Annotated in this window: 22 protein-coding genes; 4 read left to right on the top strand and 18 right to left on the bottom strand. The window is 25.4% G+C overall.

Features of this window, described 5'->3' with window-relative positions; genetic code table 11:
• Window positions 1-12: 12 nt before the first annotated feature.
• The 4 genes from FDK22_RS13665 to FDK22_RS13650 form a co-directional block, all read right to left on the bottom strand.
• Window positions 13-1,023: a GGDEF domain-containing protein gene (locus FDK22_RS13665; RefSeq protein ID WP_138153537.1), complete on the bottom strand. Its 1,011-nt coding sequence runs from the start codon at window positions 1,021-1,023 to the stop codon at window positions 13-15.
• 163 nt (window positions 1,024-1,186) lie between these two features.
• The gene (locus tag FDK22_RS13660; RefSeq protein ID WP_138153536.1) at window positions 1,187-1,555 is read right to left on the bottom strand and encodes a YbgC/FadM family acyl-CoA thioesterase; all 369 of its coding nucleotides are present in this window, start codon (window positions 1,553-1,555) and stop codon (window positions 1,187-1,189) included.
• 57 nt (window positions 1,556-1,612) lie between these two features.
• The gene (locus FDK22_RS13655) at window positions 1,613-2,632 is read right to left on the bottom strand and encodes an aldo/keto reductase (protein ID WP_138153535.1); all 1,020 of its coding nucleotides are present in this window, start codon (window positions 2,630-2,632) and stop codon (window positions 1,613-1,615) included.
• 48 nt (window positions 2,633-2,680) lie between these two features.
• Window positions 2,681-3,658 carry an SLAC1 anion channel family protein gene (locus tag FDK22_RS13650; protein ID WP_138153534.1) on the bottom strand — a complete coding sequence of 326 codons (978 nt, stop codon included), beginning with the start codon at window positions 3,656-3,658 and terminating at the stop codon, window positions 2,681-2,683.
• 55 nt (window positions 3,659-3,713) lie between these two features.
• Here FDK22_RS13650 and FDK22_RS13645 point away from each other — a divergent pair, with 55 nt between their 5' ends.
• The gene (locus tag FDK22_RS13645) at window positions 3,714-3,917 is read left to right on the top strand and encodes a malate dehydrogenase (RefSeq protein ID WP_138153533.1); all 204 of its coding nucleotides are present in this window, start codon (window positions 3,714-3,716) and stop codon (window positions 3,915-3,917) included.
• Between the two features lie 75 nt (window positions 3,918-3,992).
• Here FDK22_RS13645 and FDK22_RS13640 read toward each other — a convergent pair whose 3' ends face one another.
• From FDK22_RS13640 to bluB, 7 genes are read right to left on the bottom strand one after another with little or no spacing between them, the layout of a single operon-like run.
• Window positions 3,993-4,505, bottom strand: a complete 513-nt coding sequence (locus FDK22_RS13640) for a histidine phosphatase family protein (protein WP_138153532.1) — start codon at window positions 4,503-4,505, stop codon at window positions 3,993-3,995.
• Window positions 4,502-5,257: an adenosylcobinamide-GDP ribazoletransferase gene (locus tag FDK22_RS13635; protein WP_138153531.1), complete on the bottom strand. Its 756-nt coding sequence runs from the start codon at window positions 5,255-5,257 to the stop codon at window positions 4,502-4,504. The genes FDK22_RS13640 and FDK22_RS13635 overlap by 4 nt, the downstream gene beginning before the upstream one ends.
• Complete coding sequence (locus tag FDK22_RS13630) at window positions 5,250-6,644, bottom strand: cobyric acid synthase (RefSeq protein WP_138153530.1); 1,395 nt, start codon at window positions 6,642-6,644, stop codon at window positions 5,250-5,252. Before FDK22_RS13630 ends, FDK22_RS13635 begins: the two co-directional genes overlap by 8 nt.
• Window positions 6,644-7,150 carry a bifunctional adenosylcobinamide kinase/adenosylcobinamide-phosphate guanylyltransferase gene (locus FDK22_RS13625; protein ID WP_138153529.1) on the bottom strand — a complete coding sequence of 169 codons (507 nt, stop codon included), beginning with the start codon at window positions 7,148-7,150 and terminating at the stop codon, window positions 6,644-6,646. The genes FDK22_RS13630 and FDK22_RS13625 overlap by 1 nt, the downstream gene beginning before the upstream one ends.
• Window positions 7,143-8,201: a nicotinate mononucleotide-dependent phosphoribosyltransferase CobT gene (gene cobT / locus FDK22_RS13620; RefSeq protein WP_420836719.1), complete on the bottom strand. Its 1,059-nt coding sequence runs from the start codon at window positions 8,199-8,201 to the stop codon at window positions 7,143-7,145. The genes FDK22_RS13625 and cobT overlap by 8 nt, the downstream gene beginning before the upstream one ends.
• 46 nt (window positions 8,202-8,247) lie before the next feature.
• Window positions 8,248-9,012 (bottom strand): phosphotransferase, encoded by a 765-nt coding sequence (locus tag FDK22_RS13615; protein ID WP_138153527.1) that lies wholly within the window; start codon window positions 9,010-9,012, stop codon window positions 8,248-8,250.
• A gap of 1 nt (window position 9,013) precedes the next feature.
• Window positions 9,014-9,634 (bottom strand): 5,6-dimethylbenzimidazole synthase, encoded by a 621-nt coding sequence (gene bluB / locus FDK22_RS13610; protein WP_138153526.1) that lies wholly within the window; start codon window positions 9,632-9,634, stop codon window positions 9,014-9,016.
• 60 nt (window positions 9,635-9,694) lie between these two features.
• Here bluB and FDK22_RS13605 point away from each other — a divergent pair, with 60 nt between their 5' ends.
• From FDK22_RS13605 to FDK22_RS13595, 3 genes are read left to right on the top strand one after another with little or no spacing between them, the layout of a single operon-like run.
• Window positions 9,695-10,729: an aminotransferase class I/II-fold pyridoxal phosphate-dependent enzyme gene (locus tag FDK22_RS13605; protein ID WP_138153525.1), complete on the top strand. Its 1,035-nt coding sequence runs from the start codon at window positions 9,695-9,697 to the stop codon at window positions 10,727-10,729.
• Entirely contained in the window at window positions 10,729-11,622 is an 894-nt protein-coding gene (gene cbiB / locus FDK22_RS13600; protein WP_138153524.1) for an adenosylcobinamide-phosphate synthase CbiB, read from the top strand. Before FDK22_RS13605 ends, cbiB begins: the two co-directional genes overlap by 1 nt.
• On the top strand, window positions 11,619-12,224 hold the full coding sequence (locus FDK22_RS13595; RefSeq protein WP_138153523.1) for an ACP phosphodiesterase: 606 nt from the start codon (window positions 11,619-11,621) through the stop codon (window positions 12,222-12,224). The genes cbiB and FDK22_RS13595 overlap by 4 nt, the downstream gene beginning before the upstream one ends.
• A gap of 1 nt (window position 12,225) precedes the next feature.
• Here the strand turns inward: FDK22_RS13595 and FDK22_RS13590 are convergent, their stop codons facing one another.
• The 7 genes from FDK22_RS13590 to FDK22_RS13560 are packed head-to-tail and all read right to left on the bottom strand — an operon-like array spanning window position 12,226 to window position 19,905.
• Window positions 12,226-13,485: a cobyrinic acid a,c-diamide synthase CobB gene (locus FDK22_RS13590; protein WP_138153522.1), complete on the bottom strand. Its 1,260-nt coding sequence runs from the start codon at window positions 13,483-13,485 to the stop codon at window positions 12,226-12,228.
• Window positions 13,486-13,490: 5 nt separating this feature from the next.
• The gene (locus tag FDK22_RS13585) at window positions 13,491-14,450 is read right to left on the bottom strand and encodes a FecCD family ABC transporter permease (protein WP_138153521.1); all 960 of its coding nucleotides are present in this window, start codon (window positions 14,448-14,450) and stop codon (window positions 13,491-13,493) included.
• Window positions 14,447-15,145 carry an ATP-binding cassette domain-containing protein gene (locus tag FDK22_RS13580; RefSeq protein WP_138153520.1) on the bottom strand — a complete coding sequence of 233 codons (699 nt, stop codon included), beginning with the start codon at window positions 15,143-15,145 and terminating at the stop codon, window positions 14,447-14,449. Before FDK22_RS13580 ends, FDK22_RS13585 begins: the two co-directional genes overlap by 4 nt.
• Window positions 15,123-15,953, bottom strand: coding sequence for an ABC transporter substrate-binding protein (locus tag FDK22_RS13575; protein WP_138153519.1), 831 nt, complete (start codon window positions 15,951-15,953; stop codon window positions 15,123-15,125). The genes FDK22_RS13580 and FDK22_RS13575 overlap by 23 nt, the downstream gene beginning before the upstream one ends.
• Before the next feature lies 1 nt (window position 15,954).
• Window positions 15,955-17,757 (bottom strand): TonB-dependent receptor plug domain-containing protein, encoded by a 1,803-nt coding sequence (locus FDK22_RS13570; RefSeq protein WP_171013001.1) that lies wholly within the window; start codon window positions 17,755-17,757, stop codon window positions 15,955-15,957.
• Window positions 17,758-17,789: 32 nt separating this feature from the next.
• Complete coding sequence (locus FDK22_RS13565) at window positions 17,790-19,697, bottom strand: TonB-dependent receptor plug domain-containing protein (protein WP_138153517.1); 1,908 nt, start codon at window positions 19,695-19,697, stop codon at window positions 17,790-17,792.
• 22 nt (window positions 19,698-19,719) lie between these two features.
• Window positions 19,720-19,905 (bottom strand): hypothetical protein, encoded by a 186-nt coding sequence (locus FDK22_RS13560; RefSeq protein ID WP_138153516.1) that lies wholly within the window; start codon window positions 19,903-19,905, stop codon window positions 19,720-19,722.
• Window positions 19,906-19,919 lie beyond the last annotated feature (14 nt).

Raw genomic sequence — 19,919 nt, 5'->3', positions numbered from 1 at the left:
TAAATTGTATAATTAGTTTTCTTGTTCTGAACCATCTTTAAATAAAACAACTTTATTTCTTCCATTTCTTTTTGCGTCATAAAGTGCTAAATCTGCTCTATGTAATATTGATTCTAAATCTAAATCATCAGAATTTAATATTGCTACTCCAATACTAACTGTAAATCTAATCTTCTCGTTTTTTTGTGTAATATATTCAGAATTCTCAATTTCAAATCTTATATTTTCCGCTGCCTTTAAAGCACCCCTTTCAGAGGTATTAGGTAAAACAGCAGCAAACTCTTCACCACCTAATCTACCAAAAATATCAGATTTTCTTAAAGTATTTTCTGTTTTAGAAGCCATAAGTTTAATGATTTCATCACCAATATTATGTCCATAAATATCATTTATCATTTTGAACTTATCAATATCTATCATTAAAACTGCAAGTTTTTTACCTTCTCTTCTTGTGTATTTAATCATAGGAGCTGATGATTCATAAAAAGCTCTTCTGTTATTTACACCACATAAAGAGTCAGTAGTAGCTAAAATTTCAAGTTTTACATTAATATCATTAAGTTCTCTAGTTCTTTTTTCAACGGCACTTTCTAAAACTTTCTGATAATCTTTAAGTCTTCTATCTTGGGCATTTTGTTTGATTGCTTCTAAAATTATAAGTTCAAAATCGATTCTTTCAAATTTTCTTGGAATCATCTGATAAATTGTAGCTTCATTGATTATTCTTTCTAAAGTTGATACATTACATACATCTTTAAAAAGTATATTTTTTGTATTAGGAGAGTTTTTATGTAATTCGACAATAAAATCATCTAAAGTCATATTAGATCTATTATCACCTATTATTGCAATTAATATTTCATTACCTGAAATGATATAATTATAACAGCTTATTAGTGCCTGCTCTGCATTTACATAACTTTCAATTATATAATCACTATCAACAATTCTTGAAATTTTATTATATAAAGAGTCTAAAATCTCAACATCACTTTCAATACATGCTATTACAAATTTACCCATTTCGAATTTTTTCCTAATAAAATTTAAAGATTTTAGCTACTTTTGTATTAAACTTTAAGTAAACAATTAGTAACAAATATATAATAAAATTATCTTTTTATTATAAAATATTATTATACCTTATAAATGTTGATAAATTCGCTTGTGATAATAAAGTATTTTATTATATTGAGCTAAAAAATTCTAAAATTTCTTTTGGTATTTTTGTAGGCTTATAATCTTTTAGGTATGCAAGTTTGATTTTTGCTGTAAAAATTAACTCATCTGCTCTATAAATCTCATGAAAAACCTCTAATGAAGCAGCTTTTTTTGATAAAAGTTTAGTTGTTACTTCTAATTCATCTGCGAATATTGCTGATTTTATATAATCAGCTTCAACTTTTTTTACAACAAAAAATTGATTATCATTGTGAGGAGAGGCACCTTTTTTGAAAAATATTTCACTTCTTGCCCTCTCGCAAAATTTTAAATAGTTTGCATAATATACAACTCCACCAATATCTGTATCTTCATAATATACTCTTATTTTCATTTTTTCTTACTTTGTATTCAATTTTTATATTATGTATAAGAAACCCTATACTCTTTTTTATCCCATAGGATATAAAATCTCTTTTTGAACCTCTTCAATTTTTGACATTAACTCGTTATCAATTTCAAAATTTAAAGCAGCTAATGATTCATCAAGTTGAGATAATTTTCTAGCACCAATTATTGTAGAAGCTACAAAATCAAAGTGTTTAGAATAAGCAACGGCTAATGTTACTGGTGAAATTCCATACTCTTTTGCAAGGTCCATATATTTTTTTGTTGTTTCTAGAGTTTTTTCATTTACAAATCTATTTGCCATAGCTTGAACTCTTGGATTTTTATTTGCCATATAAATACCAAATCTTGAATCTTCAGGATATAAACCACCATTATATTTCCCCGATAATACCCCTCCTCCTATTGGAGAATAAGGAAGTAAAGAGATATTTTCTCTTCTACAAACATTTGCTAGTTCATCTAAAAATCTAGGGTTATTTAACGAAAAATTATTTTGAATAGACTCAAATCTAGCTAATTTTTCATATTTTGATATCTCATTTGCTTTTGTAAGTCCATAGGCAGTATCATTTGAGGTTCCTAGGTATCTAACCTTTCCCTCTTTAACTAAATCATCAAAGGCTCTCATGCTCTCTTCTATTGGAACAACAGTATCAGGCCAATGCATTTGATAAAGATCGATATAATCTGTATCTAATCTTTTTAAGCTTCCTTCTATTGCCCTTTTAATATGAAATGAGTCAATTGCAGTAAGACCATGTCTTGTTGGTGGTACAAACCATCCAGAAGCAGCACCAGATATTTTTGAGGCTATAATAACAGACTCTCTAGGTTTTGTTTTAAGCCATTCACCTACTATTTTTTCAGTAGTTCCTTCATATGAAGCTTTAGGTGGAACAGGATAAAGTTCCGCCGTATCGTAAAAATTTATTCCTCTATCATAAGCTTTATCCATAATTTCAAAAGCTTCTTTTTTATCTGTAGTTGACCCAAAAGTCATAGTTCCTAAGCAAATAGGAGTTACTCTAAGTCCACTTTTTCCAATATAATTATATTTCAAATTAACTCCTTTTAGTAAAAAATAGAGTATATCTATATGTATTTTAGTTTATTCTAAAATACATATCTCTTTTTTGAACATATGGATTATTGTCTCCTTTGCAACTAAAAATACCACAAATATTGTAACCATTGCTAAAAAATAAGACAACATTGCATATATCCAATTATTTGTAAGTTCGAACATTAAAATAGTAGCTAATGAAATAGCTGCCATAGGAAAGGTAAAGGCCCACCAAGAGATAAAAAACTTAATCTTAATGTAGTTTTTGTACATTACAAATACTAAAATAGTAAAAAATAAACCTAAACTATAAAGCATATGTGCAAAAAAGTCTAAATTTCCTTCAAGTTTTATATATGAGATAAAACCAATAGCAGGTGGTGCTATTAAAATAAATAGTGTTGGCATAAATTTTGGTGCAAATTGATTATGAAAAATAATTCTATTTAAAATAATTGCAAATAATACAATCCAAAAGAAAATACCAATTGAAAAGAAAAAATATAAAATAGAATCCCCAACAAATCCTTTTCCTACAATTGGAACAATAATATTTCCAACAATTGGTATAAACCAAGCAGGATTAGAGTGTTGTATTTCAAGATTATTGTTAATCCAATACTTAATTGTGTAAAATGTTAAAAACAAGTGTAAAGAAGCACCTAAAATAAAAAATATATGTGATAATTCAGCAATTGAATTTTTATATATAAGTCCTAACAAAAGCATTGAGATTGATATTGCTGCAAAAAAATTGATTCTAATTGGATGTGTGAACTCTTTTTTAACCTCTTCTTTATAAGTAATAAGTTTTTTTAAATAAAAAAATGAAATTACAAAAAATAAAGATGTTGTTAAAAATATGAAAAATGAAACAATAAAGTGAGGAAAGAATAGTTCATGTTGTAACTTTCCAATAACTAATGTTAATCCTGAAAACCCCATAACAACTGCAAACATCATAACGGGGAAATACTGTAATCTATTTGAGGGTATTGCTGTAATATGTTCTTTTTGACCCATCATAAAATCCTTTAAGAAATCTTTTTTTATAATGGTTTGATACAGAAGGAGACTCATGGCTAAAAAAACAATTATTGACTTGAAACTTAAAAATTTCTCGTATGAACAAAACAATCAAACAATTAAATTACTATCTTTTAATACCTCAAATATGACTCTGGACGTTAGTATATTTGAAAAAGGAGAACATTTGAAAAACAGTAAAATTGTATTTGCTCATTTGCCAAAAAGTTTAAAAGCAAAAATCAAACCATTATAATGGTGAATTATATTTTAATTAAGTTTAATTTATTATTAAATTAAGTTATAAAAGTATAATAAGTTTTAGTTATATTTATAAATCAAAACTATAAGTTTCTAAATAATCTATAGTGTTTATTTGTTCTTTTTTAAAAAAAAAAGCTAATTCTTTTATAACACCCGCATGGGTGCATATTAATATGTTTTTATTTTTAGGAAGATTATTTATAAAATTTATTAATCTATTTTGAAACTCGCTTTTTGTTTCATCACAAATAAAAGAATGCCATAAATACTCAGATTCAAGATATTTTTCATCATAAATTGTAAGTTTTGATATCTCTTCAAAATTTTTTTCTTCAATAAAAGATTTAAATTTTACTTCCCTTAACTGTTCACTCATAATAAAATCTTTTGTTGTAATGAGTTTTAAAGTTTTTTGACATCGTATTAAATCTGATGAATAAAGTAAGTCATAATTTATATTAGATAATTTTTTAATTTTTTCTTTATCAATTAAAGAATAATCTATATTAATATCCGAATGTCCAATATATCTTTTTTGATATTTTATTGGTAATGGAGCATGTCTAAGTAATGTAATCATACAAAAAATATTAATATAGTAAACAACATAAACAATTCATTTAATTCCAAGGTTGCTCCTATTGTGTCCCCATTTAAAAATCCAAGTTTATTTTTCAAAAAGTTTGTAACAACAATTAAGAAAATAAAAGAAAGTATAAGAATCCATAAAAATTTAAAACCAATAATAAAAATAGATAAGATAGATACAAAAATAGTTGAAAAAATCAAACAATTCGAGCTCAATGATTTTTTTAAAGTTTCTACAAAATATGATTTAAAATCAAATAGTTTTATATTATATAAAACCATTAAACGACTTAACATTAATACTACTAAAAGATGAAATTCATAATGATTTTTAAATAAAAAGACTAAAAAAGATATTTTTAATATTACAAAAACCACAGAATATAAAACTCCCATTGCTCCAACTGTTGGGTCTTTTATAACTTCATAGGCATCTTTATTTGAATGCTTGGCATATATTGCATCAACTACATCAAGTATTGCTTCAGTATGTAAAAAACCATAAAGAACCATATATACAACAGCAGCAATTATACTACTTATCCAAGCAAGATTGGTGGTTAAATTTAGAATTGTTAGAGTTATCAATCCTAAAATAAAACCAACAAAAGGAAAGAAAAAAAGCATATAATTTAATATATCTTTTTTTGATAAATCATCATTTTCTTTAAAATTTATAGGTAATATAGAGAAATAGCTAACTGAAAATTTAAGACCTAATTTTATATCATTTATTTTACTCATTTATTTTTTCCATTACTAAATCAATATTTAATTTTGATTTTAAAGTATTAATAAAACTATCTATCTCATTAAACTTATACTCTTTAAAATTGAAAGGTTTATACATAGAGTTAATTTCACTAAATATTTTATTTCGTAAATTGTCATTATCAAAAATACCATGGACAAAGGTACCTTTGATTTTCTTAGACTCATAAGACAATGGATATTTTTTACTTTGACCATGATGAATTTCAAAACCTTTTATATCACATCCAAAAATTTCATATGAAGATTTTTTCAATATTTTCTCTTTTTCAAATATTATATCATCTACTATAAAACCAAATCCATCTTCTTTTGTTGATTCATGGTTTTCAAGAGCATATTTATCGAAAAGATTTTCAAACATCATTTCATATCCTCCACATAAACCCAAAATAGTTTTCTCAAAACCTTTTATTGTATTAAATAAACCAGTTGATTTCATCCATAATAAATCTTTAATTACAAGTTTAGAACCAGGCAAAATTATCATATCAAACTTATCAAGAAGAATATTTGTTTCGATAAACTGTAGATTTATTGATTTATCAGCAATTAAGGGCTCGAAATCATTATAATTACTCATATAGGGATATGAAATAACCCCTACATTTATAATTGGATTTTCTTTTATTTGCACATAGTTTTTTAAACTTTGAGAATCTTCAAACCCTAGATTAAAAGGTAAATATGGCAATACGCCAAGTACTGGTATATTAAAATCATTTTCAATAATTTTTATACCCTCATCAAATAAAGTTATATCTCCACGAAATTTATTTACAATAACACCAATTACATTTTCTCTAAGCTTTTTGGGAAGGAGATTATAAACTCCATAAATGGAAGCAAATACTCCACCTTTTTCTATATCTGCAACAAGTATTATTTTTGTATTATATTCATCAGCTATAAATATATTTGATAAATCTTTATCCATAAGATTTAATTCTACTGGGCTTCCCGCCCCCTCACAAACAACCACATCATACTTTGAATCTAAATACTCAAAACATCTTTTTACTGCTGGTTTCAATAAATTTAAGTCTTTATAATATGCTCTTACATCTTTTGATTCAACAACCCTACCTTCAACAATAACAGAAGCACTACTTCCACGTCCAGATTTTAATAATACTGGATTTAAATGATATGAAGTATCTATTCCTAATACATTTGCTTGAAAATATTGTGCTATAGCAATTTCTCTTCCATCATCACATACATGGGCATTATTTGAGACATTTTGGGCTTTAAAAGGAACTACATTTAATCCTTTTTCTTGCAATATTTTTGCAATAACAAAGGTTATAGTTGATTTACCTGCATCAGATGATGTTCCAAAAATAGAGATATTTTTCACTATTTTAACCTCTGAGGAAGCCCAAGTTTTACTTCATAAACTTCATCACAAAAAGAAGCTAACTTCTGACCAATAACTCCACTTAAATCAATATACTTACGTGAAATCTTATCCATAGGAATTACCCCTGAATTTACATCATTTAAAACAAAAACTATGTTCGCTTTAATTTTTGAGATTTTTTCTAACTCTTCTAATAAAATATCTTCATTATCATCAAGTCTATTCAAAATCCACATTGAGATACAATCAATCAAATAGCTTTCATCTTCTTTGATAACTTTAGATAACTCTTTTGTTTCTTCTAAAGTTATAAATTTATCAAGCCTTTGATTTTGGTGTTTATGAACCCTTTTTATCATCTCTTCATCACCAAAACTATTGTCATAGGTTGCTATATAAAAAGGTTTTTTATGTTGGCTTAGTTCACATGCCTTTTTCTCAGCTAAAAGACTTTTTCCACTTTTTTGCCCACCAAAATAGAGGATTTTTTTATTATTATCCAAGAAAAGACTCGACTTGATTTGTTATTTGTTGTTTTGATAAACCATTTAATAATCCATAAACTAAGCATCCACCTGCTCCAACACCCTCTTTTGCTTCACCTTCATCATAAAGTTTCAAAGCAGGATGGGATGATAATGAAAAATCAAAATCTGCATAATATGAATTAATCTCAAAATCTAACATCTCTAATAATGCTTTTATATCACTATTTTTATCTTCATATACCCATTTTGTTGTACATAAAGCTAATCTACTAGTATCAAACTCTCCGCCCATAATTTCTAATATTTTATTTACAATTAAAAGAACACAAGCCATTTGAGTTCCACCTGCTAAAATAAGTGGTTTTTTATTGTTTAAACCTAAAATAAATCCTGCATTAAAAATAAGCATATTATCTGAAATTTTTCCTAATATATCAAATAACTCGTCTTTACTGTCAATGTTTTCTAAAGCCTTATTTATAGTTTGAGTTCTAATAGAGTTTGGTACAGTTTTAAAAGAACTACTAAATAAATCTTTACAATCATATCCTAAGGCTAATGCTGTTGCCGCAGCTGTTGTAGTACCACTAGGTACTGATTCAGCCAATATAATATAATCATCTTTTGTTTCATAGTTTTTTCCAAATTCTAAACCTTTTTGAAAAACACCCATTGCATCAATTTGTGCACCTAAATCAATCTGATTTGATGGATTTATATCAAAATCATTTAATTTAAAATAGTCTACTTTTGGTTTTATTTCTAATCCTAAATTTAAAACTTCAATATTTGAATATGGTTTTAAAAGATGAATCGCCCTTGTTATTAAAGCAGGTGTTGGTACACCTTTTGGCGTTTCAGCTATATTTTCTAAACTTCTAACTTCTCCTGTACAAACAAATTCACTATCAAGGGTTGGAGTTAAGTAAATAAGCCCTGGAATTCCTGCTTGTGTAATTCCTTCTATATTTGCCGTTTTTGTATTACTTAGACTTAAAAGAAAACTTGCACTTTTACCTCTTAAGTATTCTATTAAATCTTTTTTTCCTGTAATTGTATTAATCAAAATAAATCCTATAAACTATCAAATTTAGGCGTATTCTAGCTAAAAGTCATTGAAACTTTTTAAAATAGTCTATATCATCAAAACTTCTATTTTCTGTAACTCTTTTAGCACAATAAAATAAAGATGCATATTTTACATATTCTAAAAAGATATTTAAATCTAATGATTTATCATAATAATTAATCAATACCTTTATGTCATCAATGGTTTGGCACCAAGATAGTGCAACTACGGCCAAATCAAAAAGAAAATCACCACTACAAGAATCACTAAAATCAAAAACACAACTTAGTTTATCTTCATAAAACATAGCATTATCTATAAATAAATCCCCATGAATTATTCCATCATTTTTTAATTTTACATCTAAATTTAAATACCATTTTTCAAAATATTCATTTTTAGATTGTTTAATTAAATTTTCTAAATATTTTTTATCATAAGAGTAACTTGTATTAAAAGATTTATTTTTTGTGATATTATGAAAATTCTTTAAAAAAGTAGCTATTTGAAAAAGATGGTTTTTATTTGCTATTTTTAGACTTTGTCCAATAGCTTTATTGAATATGATTGCATTTTTACCTTTTATATTAAATTTATGTATAACCTTAGGAACTTTTAACTCTTTGCAAAGATTTAAAACTTTTTCTTCATGTTCAATTTTAAAATAGCTATCTTCATATATTTTTAATATATAATTTTCATCTAAAATATAAACAGTGTCACTATTTCCATCTAAAGTCTCTTTTAAAGATGAAATATTAAAGTTTGTATCTATATCATCAATAGTAATTTTTGTTTTAATACCCATGCTAAATTACAATATCTTTTAATTCTTTTTTCTTTTCCCAATTAAGTTTTAATAACTCTGGTTCTTCTAAAAACTCACTTACATAACCCAAAGTTAGGTATGCAATTAGTTTTTTATCTTTTCCAATTCCTAGTATCTTTTTTACTTTTTTAGGTTTTAAAATAGATACCCATCCAAGTCCAATATTATATGCCCTTGCCATAAGCCATATATTTTGTATTGCACAAACCACAGAATACTCACCTACTCTTTTTTGGCTTGTTTGTCCTAAAATATCTTTATGATTTTTTTCATAAAAAACTGCAATATTTATAAAAGATTCTTTTATACCTTCTAGTTTTAGCTTCGGATATAATTCTTTATCTTTAAATATTTTTTTTGCTTTATTGTTTTCTTTTATAAAATTATTATAGATTCTATTTTTAGTTTCTTCATCTTCAATTATAATAAATTTCCATGGTTGAGAAAAACCTACTGAAGGAGCTGAATTCGCGGCATCTAAAATATCTTCTAAAATCTCTTTGTTTATTGGTTTATCTAAAAACCTATTACCTCTAATATCTCGTCTATTTTTGATGATTTTTTTAAGAACCTCAATATCTTTTGAATTAAATTCTTTCAAAGAATACCTTAACTTTTTTATTATTGAATTTATAGTAACATCCAGAAAAAAAGAGTCTTATTGAATAATCTAAAACAATTTTCTCATGGTGGGGATATAAAAAAATTTTCAAGTAAAATGAATATTAAAGAAGAAGATATTATTGATTTATCTTCAAATATAAATTTTTTAAAACCAAAAATAAAATCTGATTTTAATAATTTGGATATCTCTTCTTACCCATCTTATGAAAAACTATACGAAATTTTAGCAAAAAAATATAGTGTAAAAGCTTCAGAACTTGAAATATTTAATGGAGGAAGTTCTGCTATATTTTCTTTTTTTAAAGAAACAAAAATAAAAGAGTGTGTAATTTATTCTCCAGCATATTTAGAGTATAAAAAAGCGGCAAAAGTATTTAATATTAAAACAACTTTTATTAATCGATTTAGTGACGAAAATCCTACAATAAAAGAAAACTCTTTAGTAATATTTGTAAATCCATCAACACCCGATGGAAGATTTTATAATCTTAATGATTTACTAAAAATATGGATTGAAAAAAACTGTACAATATTTATAGATGAATCTTTCTTAGAGTTTTCACAAAAAACTTCTATCTCTAATATGATAAATAAATATAAAAAACTTTATGTACTAAAATCTCTTACAAAGTTTTATAGTTCGGCTGGTATTAGACTTGGAATTATCTTATCAAATAAAAAAAATATTTTAAAAATAAAAGAGAAAGAACCTATTTGGAAGATTTCTGAATTTGATCAAACATATATAAAAGAGGTTTTAAAAGATAAAAAGTTTATAAAAAAAACAATAAAAAAGACAAATAAATCAAAAGATTACACATTGAAAAATTTAGATAAAATAGATTTGATAAAAGAGATTTTCCACTCAGATGCAAACTTTTTACTTTTAAAACTTAATAATATAAAAGTAAGTTTCTTACAAGAAGAATTGGCTAAATACAAAATTATGATAAGGGATTGCTCAAACTTTGATTTTTTAGATGAAAGTTTTGTAAGAATTGCGATAAAAGAAAAAGATAAAATGAAACTTTTTATTAAAGCTTTAAAATATATTCAAAAAAAGATTAAATAGTGTATCTTGCTTTAGTATTTATTGCATATTTTATCGACTTTTTATTTGGAGAGTTTGAGAATCTAAAATATTTTAAACATCCTATTATAATCATTGGAAATTATATAAAATGGTTTGAAAAAAAATTTTACAAAGATTCAATTTTTCGTGGATTTTTATTAACATTTTCACTTTTATTAATTATATTTATAATAACTTCAATAATTGAGTTATTTGATATATTTATATTAGAAGCATTTCTTTGCTCCTTTGCAATTAGTTCTAAAATGCTTTACGATAGTGTAAAGAAAATAACTACTTCAACTAACCCAAGATATGATATTTCAATGCTTGTAAGTCGAGATACAACAAACTTAAGCAATAGTGATATAAATAAAGCAGCAGTAGAAACTTATGCAGAAAACTTAAGTGATGGTGTTATTGCCCCTATGTTTTATATTTTACTATTTGGTTTAGTTGGTGCATTTATATATAAAGGTGTAAATACTTTAGACTCAATGGTTGGATATAGAAATAAACGTTATGAAAAGTTTGGCAAAGTTAGTGCAATTCTAGATGATATTTTAAATTATATTCCAGCAAGAATCACAGCAATTTTAATTGCTTTATTTTTTAAATCAAAAAAAGCTTTTAAAGAGTTTACAAAATATGGAAAAAAACATGAAAGCCTAAATGCTGGCTTACCAATTTCAGCTATGGCTTTAGCTTTAAATATAAAACTTGGGGGACCAACATCATATTTTGGTAAAATTAAAGATAAACCTTTTTTTGGGGAGGGTAAAGAGAATATTGAGAAAACAGATATCTCAAAAGCTTTAGAGTTTAAATCAAAGTTTGATTTATTTATGGTTTCTTTTTTTATTATCTATTTAATAAGTGAGTTTTTTCTATGAATTGGTTAGCTCATCTTTTTTTATCAGAAGAGAATATTGATTTTCAAGTTGGCAATATTCTTGCAGACCCATTAAAAGCAAAACCTTGGAATAATAGTAGTTATGAGTTACAAAAAGGTATGAGAACCCATATCCTTATAGATTCATTTTCCGATAAAGATATACATTTTATTCAAAGTAAAAAAAGATTAAAAGAAAAAGGTATATTAAGGGGAATTGTCATTGATTTTACCTATGATTATCTATTAACTAAAAACTGGGATAAATTTTGTAATGTAACATTAAAAGAGTTTAGAAATCAATTTTATACAAACAGTGTAGAAAACAATTACCCATCTTTTCCAAAGCAAGTATTAATCAATATAAAAAATAAAAAACTATTAAATTTCGATACCTATGAAAATCTTGAAGACTCTTTAAGAAGAGTTGATATGAGAGTATCAAGTCGTTTATCAAAAAGAGATTCAGCCCTAAGTTACTTGCCATTGATTAAAGATAATATAGAAAAACTCGAAGAGGATTTTTTAGATTTCTTTCCAAAACTTTGTGAAGAGGTAAAAAAAGATTTAAATAGTTCAAAACTAAACCATTGGAAAATTTAAATTAGAGAATTAACCTACTCATAATAAGTTTTTTATTGCCCCTAAACATTGAGTGTAAATATGTTCCGTAAACTTTATTTTTTTGAAAACTTCCATTTATACCATCACCCTCTTTTATTTTAGAAAGTTTATCAAAACCATTTTCAGGATTTTTTGCTTTTGTGTAATGAAAAGCATGACCTTTTAATCCACTTTCACTGTAATAATATCCCATTCTTTGAAATCTATTTTCCTTTGAAAAAGAGATATCTAAAATGCCACTCATTTGTTTTTCATCAACACTTTGTCCTAAATAAAGTAAACCAGCACACTCACCATAAACTCTTTTTGTTTTAGCATGTTTAATTAATGATTTTTTGAAGTTTTTTGAAGTTTTGATTTTTTCGTATGCTTTATTTGTTTCAACATATCCACCACAAATATAAACAATATCAGTATCTTTTGGTATCTCTTCATCATTTGTTGAATCTATAATTATAACATCACTAAAAATCTCTTTTAAAAAATTTAGATTATCATGATATAAAAAAGAAAAATTAGAATCATTTACAATTGCCAATTTGGCTTTTTGTTTTTTTACTTTTTTAAAAGGGTATTCTATATTTTCTTGTTTTGAAATTGTACTAATCTTCTCTAATGACTTAATATCAATATTTATTAATACCTCTTTTGAAATAGCTTCAATTTTTGAAAGGTCATTTAAATCAAGGCCTAAATGAGTATCACTTAAAGCTTCAATATCTTTTTTTATCCAACCAATAACTTTAATATTATCAAAGTCTTTTTCAATAATATTTTTTATTAATAAATAGTGACTTTGAGAAGCTATTTTATTTAAAACAACACCTTTTATAGTATTATCTTTTTTATAGGTTTTAAGACCTTTTAAAAGGGCTGAAACAGTAATGTAACTTCCGCTTCCGTCAAGTAAAATTATTGTAGGTATTTTTAAAAGTTTAGAGATATCATATGCGGAAGATTTTTTATCACTTCCATCATAAAAACCCATTACGCCTTCACAAATAGAAACCTCTTTTTTACTGTAATGATTAAAAAGCCAAGATAATTGTTTTTTATTCATCATAAATCTATCAAGGTTAATACTAGGAGTACCACACACTATTTTATGAAACTGTGGATCAATATAATCTGGACCTATCTTAAATGGCTGAATAGAATCTCTATAATGATATAAAAGTGCAGTTGTTAATACTGTTTTACCTTGGTTTGATGCTGTTGCACTTATACATATAGCTTTCATAAAGACTAATCCTTTTTAGTTCTTTTTATTAATAAATATACAAAAAATGGAGCACCAATAAAAGCTGTAACTACCCCAATAGGTAAAGAGGAATCAGTATTTAAATTTCTAGATATTAAATCACTTACAACAAGAAAAAGGCCACCATAAAAAAAGACAGGTAAAAATAGTTTATCAGCACTTTTTTTATAAATTAGTTTTATAATATGAGGGATTACAAGACCTATAAATCCAATTGGTCCCACAAAACTGATAGATACACCAACACATAAAGATACTAATACCAATAATATAATATTAAGTTTATTTACATTTAAACCTTTTAAAAAGGCTGTATCGTTTGATATAAGTAATAGCCTAATATCTTTTTTATAGAAATTTACTACAAAATAAAAAATCAAACTTATTACAAGCATAATGATAGAGTTTAAATATCCAACTGTATCTAAGCTACCTAGGGTAAACCTAACAATTGAATAATTCTCCTGTAAATTACTCATATAAAACACTAACATCAAAGCAGAACCATAAAAATATGATAAAGCAATACCAGTAAGAAGTAGAGAGTTTGTTGAAACTGCAATTGATGACTTGTTCATTTGTCTTGAAATATAATATAAAATCATTACAGTTAAAATTGAACCAAATATAGCTGAAATAGAGATATTTATGAAAGGGAAAAAAACTATAGATATAGCTGTAAAAAGTGTGGTACCACTTGATATTCCTAAAGTATAGGGTGTAATTAATTGGTTTTTAAATACTATTTGAAAAATTAGACCACCTAAGGCTAAAACTCCCCCAACAAAAAAAGCTAATATAATTCTTGGAATTCTTAAATCCCAAAAAACAGTATATGACATAGAGTCATTATTTAGAATATCCCTAAAATCTAAATTTATTTCACCTAAAAAAGGAGATAGTATAAGTAATACAACACTTAATAAGTAAACAATTTTTTTCATAGATTTACCACCAAGTGATTATTTACTTTCTGAATAGATTTATTATAAAATTTTTCTAAATTACTATTTTCAAAAAACTCTTCGTTTGAACCGAAAAACTCTATTTTCCCATCTTTTAAAAATAGTATTTTAAATTTTAAAGCATAAGCCAAATCAAGATTATGTGTAATTATAATTTTTTGATTTAATAAATCTGATTTAAAAATATCATAAACATCTTTTAATCTATTTATATCCAAATTGGCAGTAAGCTCATCAAAAATAGTTATTTTTGCATCATGTATAATTGCAGAAGCCAAAAGAACTAATTGTTTTTCCCCTGAACTAAAAGATTTGCAAAACTTATCTTTTAATTTTTCCATTTTTAATAAACTAATTATATTTGAAACCTTTTGATTATCAACAGTAGAAACAAAAGAAAGTTCTAAAAACTCTTTTAAAGTTATATATTCATCAAAAATTGTAAGTCCAGGTGGAATATAGTTTATAAACTTAGCTCTTTTTAAATCATCAATGCTAGAGATATCTTCATTATCTAAAAAAACTTGATTATTATTAATTAGATTTGATAATACTTTGGCTAAAGTAGACTTCCCTGCCCCATTTTGACCTAGAATTATTAGATTTTCATTCTCTTCTAATTTAAATGAAATATCATTTAAAATAAAACTACTATAATTTTTTATTTCTAACATTTTCTAAAATCTTTTTAAAATCTTTAATAAAATAGATTACTCTATCACTTGGAATCCCTGCATATAGTTTGTCAACTGCATAAATGTTACTATTTCGTGAAGCATTTATTGGAAGATCTTTCCATGAATCAATTAACTTTGCTAACTCTTTTGGTTTTCCATCATAAAAAGGTGCTAATAAAACTATAATATCAGGATTCATCTTTATAATTTTTTCAATATTTACAACTGGTTGCATACTTGAAGTTGAGAAATAGGCATTTTTATTTCCACTAGCATTAATAATATCATCAAAATATAAATAGTTACCAGATACATATATTTGTCTTTGCAAATCTTTCTTAGGACTTATAACAACTAATACTTTTTTATTATCTACTATACCTTGAAGACTATCTAAGGAATTGTTTATATTATTAACGATTTTTGAAGCTATTTCATCTTTATGAAAATAACTTCCTAAATCGGTAATAGTATTTTTAATATCATTCATAGAAGTGGTTTTATATATTTTTGTTCTTATTCCTAGTTTCTCTAAATTACTATTTAGTTTTTCATCATAATTTTGCCCTATTACAACTGTTGGTTTTGTGCTTAAAATTTTCTCAATTGATATTGAAGCATATCCACCAATTTTCATTACACTTTTTGCTTCTTCAGGGTATGAACAGTGTTTTGTGTTTGCTACAACGTTTTTACCCATATCCAAAGCATAAACTATCTCATTTATTGAAGGTGCTAAGGTAACAATCCTTTCTTGTGCAAATAAGCTTAAACTAAATAATATAAGAGAAACTATTTTTTTCATATTAGAAAGATGCCTTTATACCTATATAAAATGCTCTTGGACTAGTAGCATAATTATCTACAGTTTGGTAATATTTATCTAAAATATTATCGATTTTAAAATAGGCTTTAAAATTTTTATTTATATCATAATTAACTACACTATTCCATAATGTATATTTACCTGTTTGTCTACCAGATTTATCATCACTATTATATCTTTTTCCTATATATTCCCCATTTAGATTAAAATGAAAATCTTGGATTCCATAATAATCAAGAGACATTTTTAATGTATCAAAAGGAATTCGTCTAATATATTCAGAATCACTATTTTTAGCAACTACTCTATCATATGATAAACTTAATATTGTATCAGTTTCAATAGCTTTTTGGTAAGAGATTTCAAAACCTTTAAATGTATTTTCACCACTAAAATTTGTATATGTTTTAGTTCCAAAATCATAAGCTAACATATCTTCAATAATCGAATTATATAGTGAAATTTTTATATCTTTATAACGTAAATTAACATCATATGAAGTTGTATTTTCTGGATTTAGATTTATATTTCCCGATGTTCCATAAAGTTGATTCATTGTTGGGATATTATATCCACTACTTGCATTAATACTAACATCAAAATCATTTGTAAGATAATATTTTAAACCAAGTTTTCCTGTTAGTTTATTTTCAAAATTACTATAATTATCGTATCGTAATGCTTGAGTAAAAACTAAATCTGAAAATCTATTTGTATTGTTAAAAAATAAGCCAAAATTTTTATAATTATTATCAACAGGTTTATTTACATTAAATCTTTTAAAATCAGCTCCAAAAACTAAATAAGAGTCTTTATAATAGTCAAGTCTACTTTTTTGCCCTAATTCATGAACATCTGCTTCATAATAATTATTACTTCCAACTTTGTCATAATTTCTATCAAAAAATGAATAATTGTAATAAACATCACTCTCATAGTTTTTTGATTTAAAGTTATAACTTGTATTAATCAATTGAGTATCATAGTCATATGTTCTTAAAGAATCAGCACTTGATGAATCTGTATTAACAAAAGAGTTTATTTTTGTATATGAAGTTTTTATTTTATTGTTATCATCAATTTTATAAGTAAGATTGATTCCATAAGTTTGGTTTTCATAAGCATCATCTTCATAATTATTTATATTGGTACCATATGCAGCATATGCACTAAAAGAATCACTTTTAACAAAATCATAACTTGCTGATAAATCAATTATTTCATTGTTATATCCAAGATTCATACCAAATTTTCTCGTATTAAATGAACCATATTCTGAATAAAAAGAGAAATTAGTACCTAATTTGTTTTTCTTTGTAATGATATTTACAACACCACCCGTTGCATCTGCACCCCAAACTCCACTTTGAGCACCTTTAAGAACTTCTATTCTTTCAATATTTTCCATCATAATATGATGAAGAGGTGAACCATCTTGAGTATTTGCTGGGTCATTAAGCCTAATCCCGTCAACTAAAATTAATAATCTAGTAGAATCAATTCCTCTAATATAGACAGTTTTTTTAGATCCTAATCCACCATTTGAATTAAAACTAACACCAGCTAGCGAAGAGATAGCATCTATAGCATCAATAAAATGTCTTTCTTCTAATTCCTCTTTTGTAATTACTTCAATAGCTGAGGTCACATCTTGTATTGATTGTTCAGTTTTTGTTGCAGTTGAAACAGTAATACTTGAAAGTTGTACACTATCTTCAGCAGATAAGTTCATTGATGTTAATAAACTTGTAATTAGACTTATGGATATTTTTTTATTTATCATTTTTATATTATTCCCTATTAACTTCATTACTTTTAAAATCTATACTTTATACCAGCGTAATATGTTCTTTCAAAATTTACTGGATATATTTGGTCATCATTTATCCATAAACCATTATCTTCATCAAATAAGTTTTGAATTTTTCCAAAAACCTCTAAATTTTTATACTTATAAGAAACACTTAAATCTGTTGAGTTATAGGCTTCTTGTTTTTGAGAAAAACTATTTCCAAAATCTTCTGCCCCATAAGCTTCACTTCTATATGTATGAGATAAAACTCCTGAAAATTTATTTATTTCGTAGCCTATATTAACTGTAAGATTATGATTTGAAACACCAGGTAAATCTTTTCCATCATAAACAGTTCCACTTTCAGTCTCTTCATCAATTTTTGCAATAATATACGAATAATTTAAAGATGTATATAAATTTTTATTAATTAAATATTTATCAAAAATTTCAATACCGTATTTGTGTGATTTATCAATATTTGTATTTTTTTGTGTTGCACCAACGCTATAAAAGTAGATTTCATTTTTCAACTTTGAATAAAATAAAGATATTTTCAATTTATTGTTATCTTGAATACCTGTGTATCCAAAATTAAAGTTTTTAACCTTTGCTGGTTCAATATAACCGTTAAAAGAACCCCACCAAAAAAGTCTATCTAAATCTGGAGTCTGATAAGATTTATTAAAATTAGCAAAAAAAGAATTGTTTTCATCTAACTTATAGTTGAATCCTAAATCTAATGCATTTAAACTAATATCTTTGTTAACGCCACCTGCATCTAAAAGATCAAATTTAACTTCTTCATTTCTTAGTCCTGAAGAAATAGAGAATTGTTTTGAAACAAAATAATTACCTGTTATAAATAAAGCTTTGTTTTCTTTTGTTACAGTATTAGAAGAAGTTATTCTATCTCCCTCAAAAACATCAATTCCCATACTTAAAGAATATATATTTTTATTAATGTTAAGTTTTGAATTTAAAGTTTTATAATCATAGTTTGAAGTCCAGCCTGAAGAATACATACTTTTTTTGTCTTCATTACTAAAATTTGTTTCAAAGGAATAATCCCTCAAAAAATCATATTTTAATCCAATATCAGTAACATAAGAACTAAAATATTGTTCAGTATCCCAACCAATAGTAGTAAATTGATATGGATTTGACTTATATTGATTTAATGTTAAAGCACCTGCATATTTAATATTCATATCAGAAAAATTTCTTCCGATTTTTACTTCTAAATTATCAGTAGGAAAGTAAATAAGGTTTATATTTCTATTTCTACTATAATTATCATCTTTTGTACCACTTTGTAAATTTCTAGAACCATCAGTAGTTGTATAATCCATATATGTATTTAAAATTATATTATCATTATTAAACCCTAAACTTAATGCACTATTTTTTGTTCCATTATTACCAAAATATGTTTTAATATAATTTTCATTTTTTCCATTTGTAATAATATTTATTGCACCTGAATTTGCTCCATCACCATATTGAACAGAACCACTACCTTTTATAATCTCAATTTTCTCAACTGATTCTAAAGGTATAGATGAAAGAAGTTGTGAAGTCATGTCAATATTATTTAATCTTCTTCCATTTACAGTAACAACTAAATTTTGATAACCATCTGTAATACCATATCCCCTTAAATCAATTTTTTGAGTAAATGTATTTCCTCCATTAGGAGCTATTACAAGTGATGTTTGTGAATTTAAGAACTCATATATATCTTTTGATTTTGAACTTTCAATATCTTCTTTAGTGTAAATTTCTGTTGTATATGTAGCATCTTTTTCATTTGTTTCTATTAATGAACTTGAAATAGTAACGCTTGAGATTTGATTTGTATCATTAGAGTAAAGATTTGTTGCTAAAAGAAAGCTTGCAACTAAGCTTGTAGTTAATTTTTTGTTTTCCATGTGTTTTATTTATCCTATATTTTTATAAATTATTTGTTGAATATTGTTTAGCTGGTTTTAATTGTGATGATAATAACAGCTTTATGATTTTTGGCATATTTTGATTTATTGTAGTTTCTATTGAACTAAATTGTGAGTGCATTTTTCTATTTACAGTTGCACATAAAATACCAAAAAATGAGAAGTAGCTTTTCTTTCTAGTAGTCATATTTATTCCCTCCT

This window comes from Arcobacter arenosus, from assembly GCF_005771535.1.
Lineage (GTDB): Bacteria > Campylobacterota > Campylobacteria > Campylobacterales > Arcobacteraceae > Halarcobacter > Halarcobacter arenosus.
Note: the sequence above shows the minus strand (reverse complement) of the source record. Positions and strands in the feature narration are given on the sequence as shown.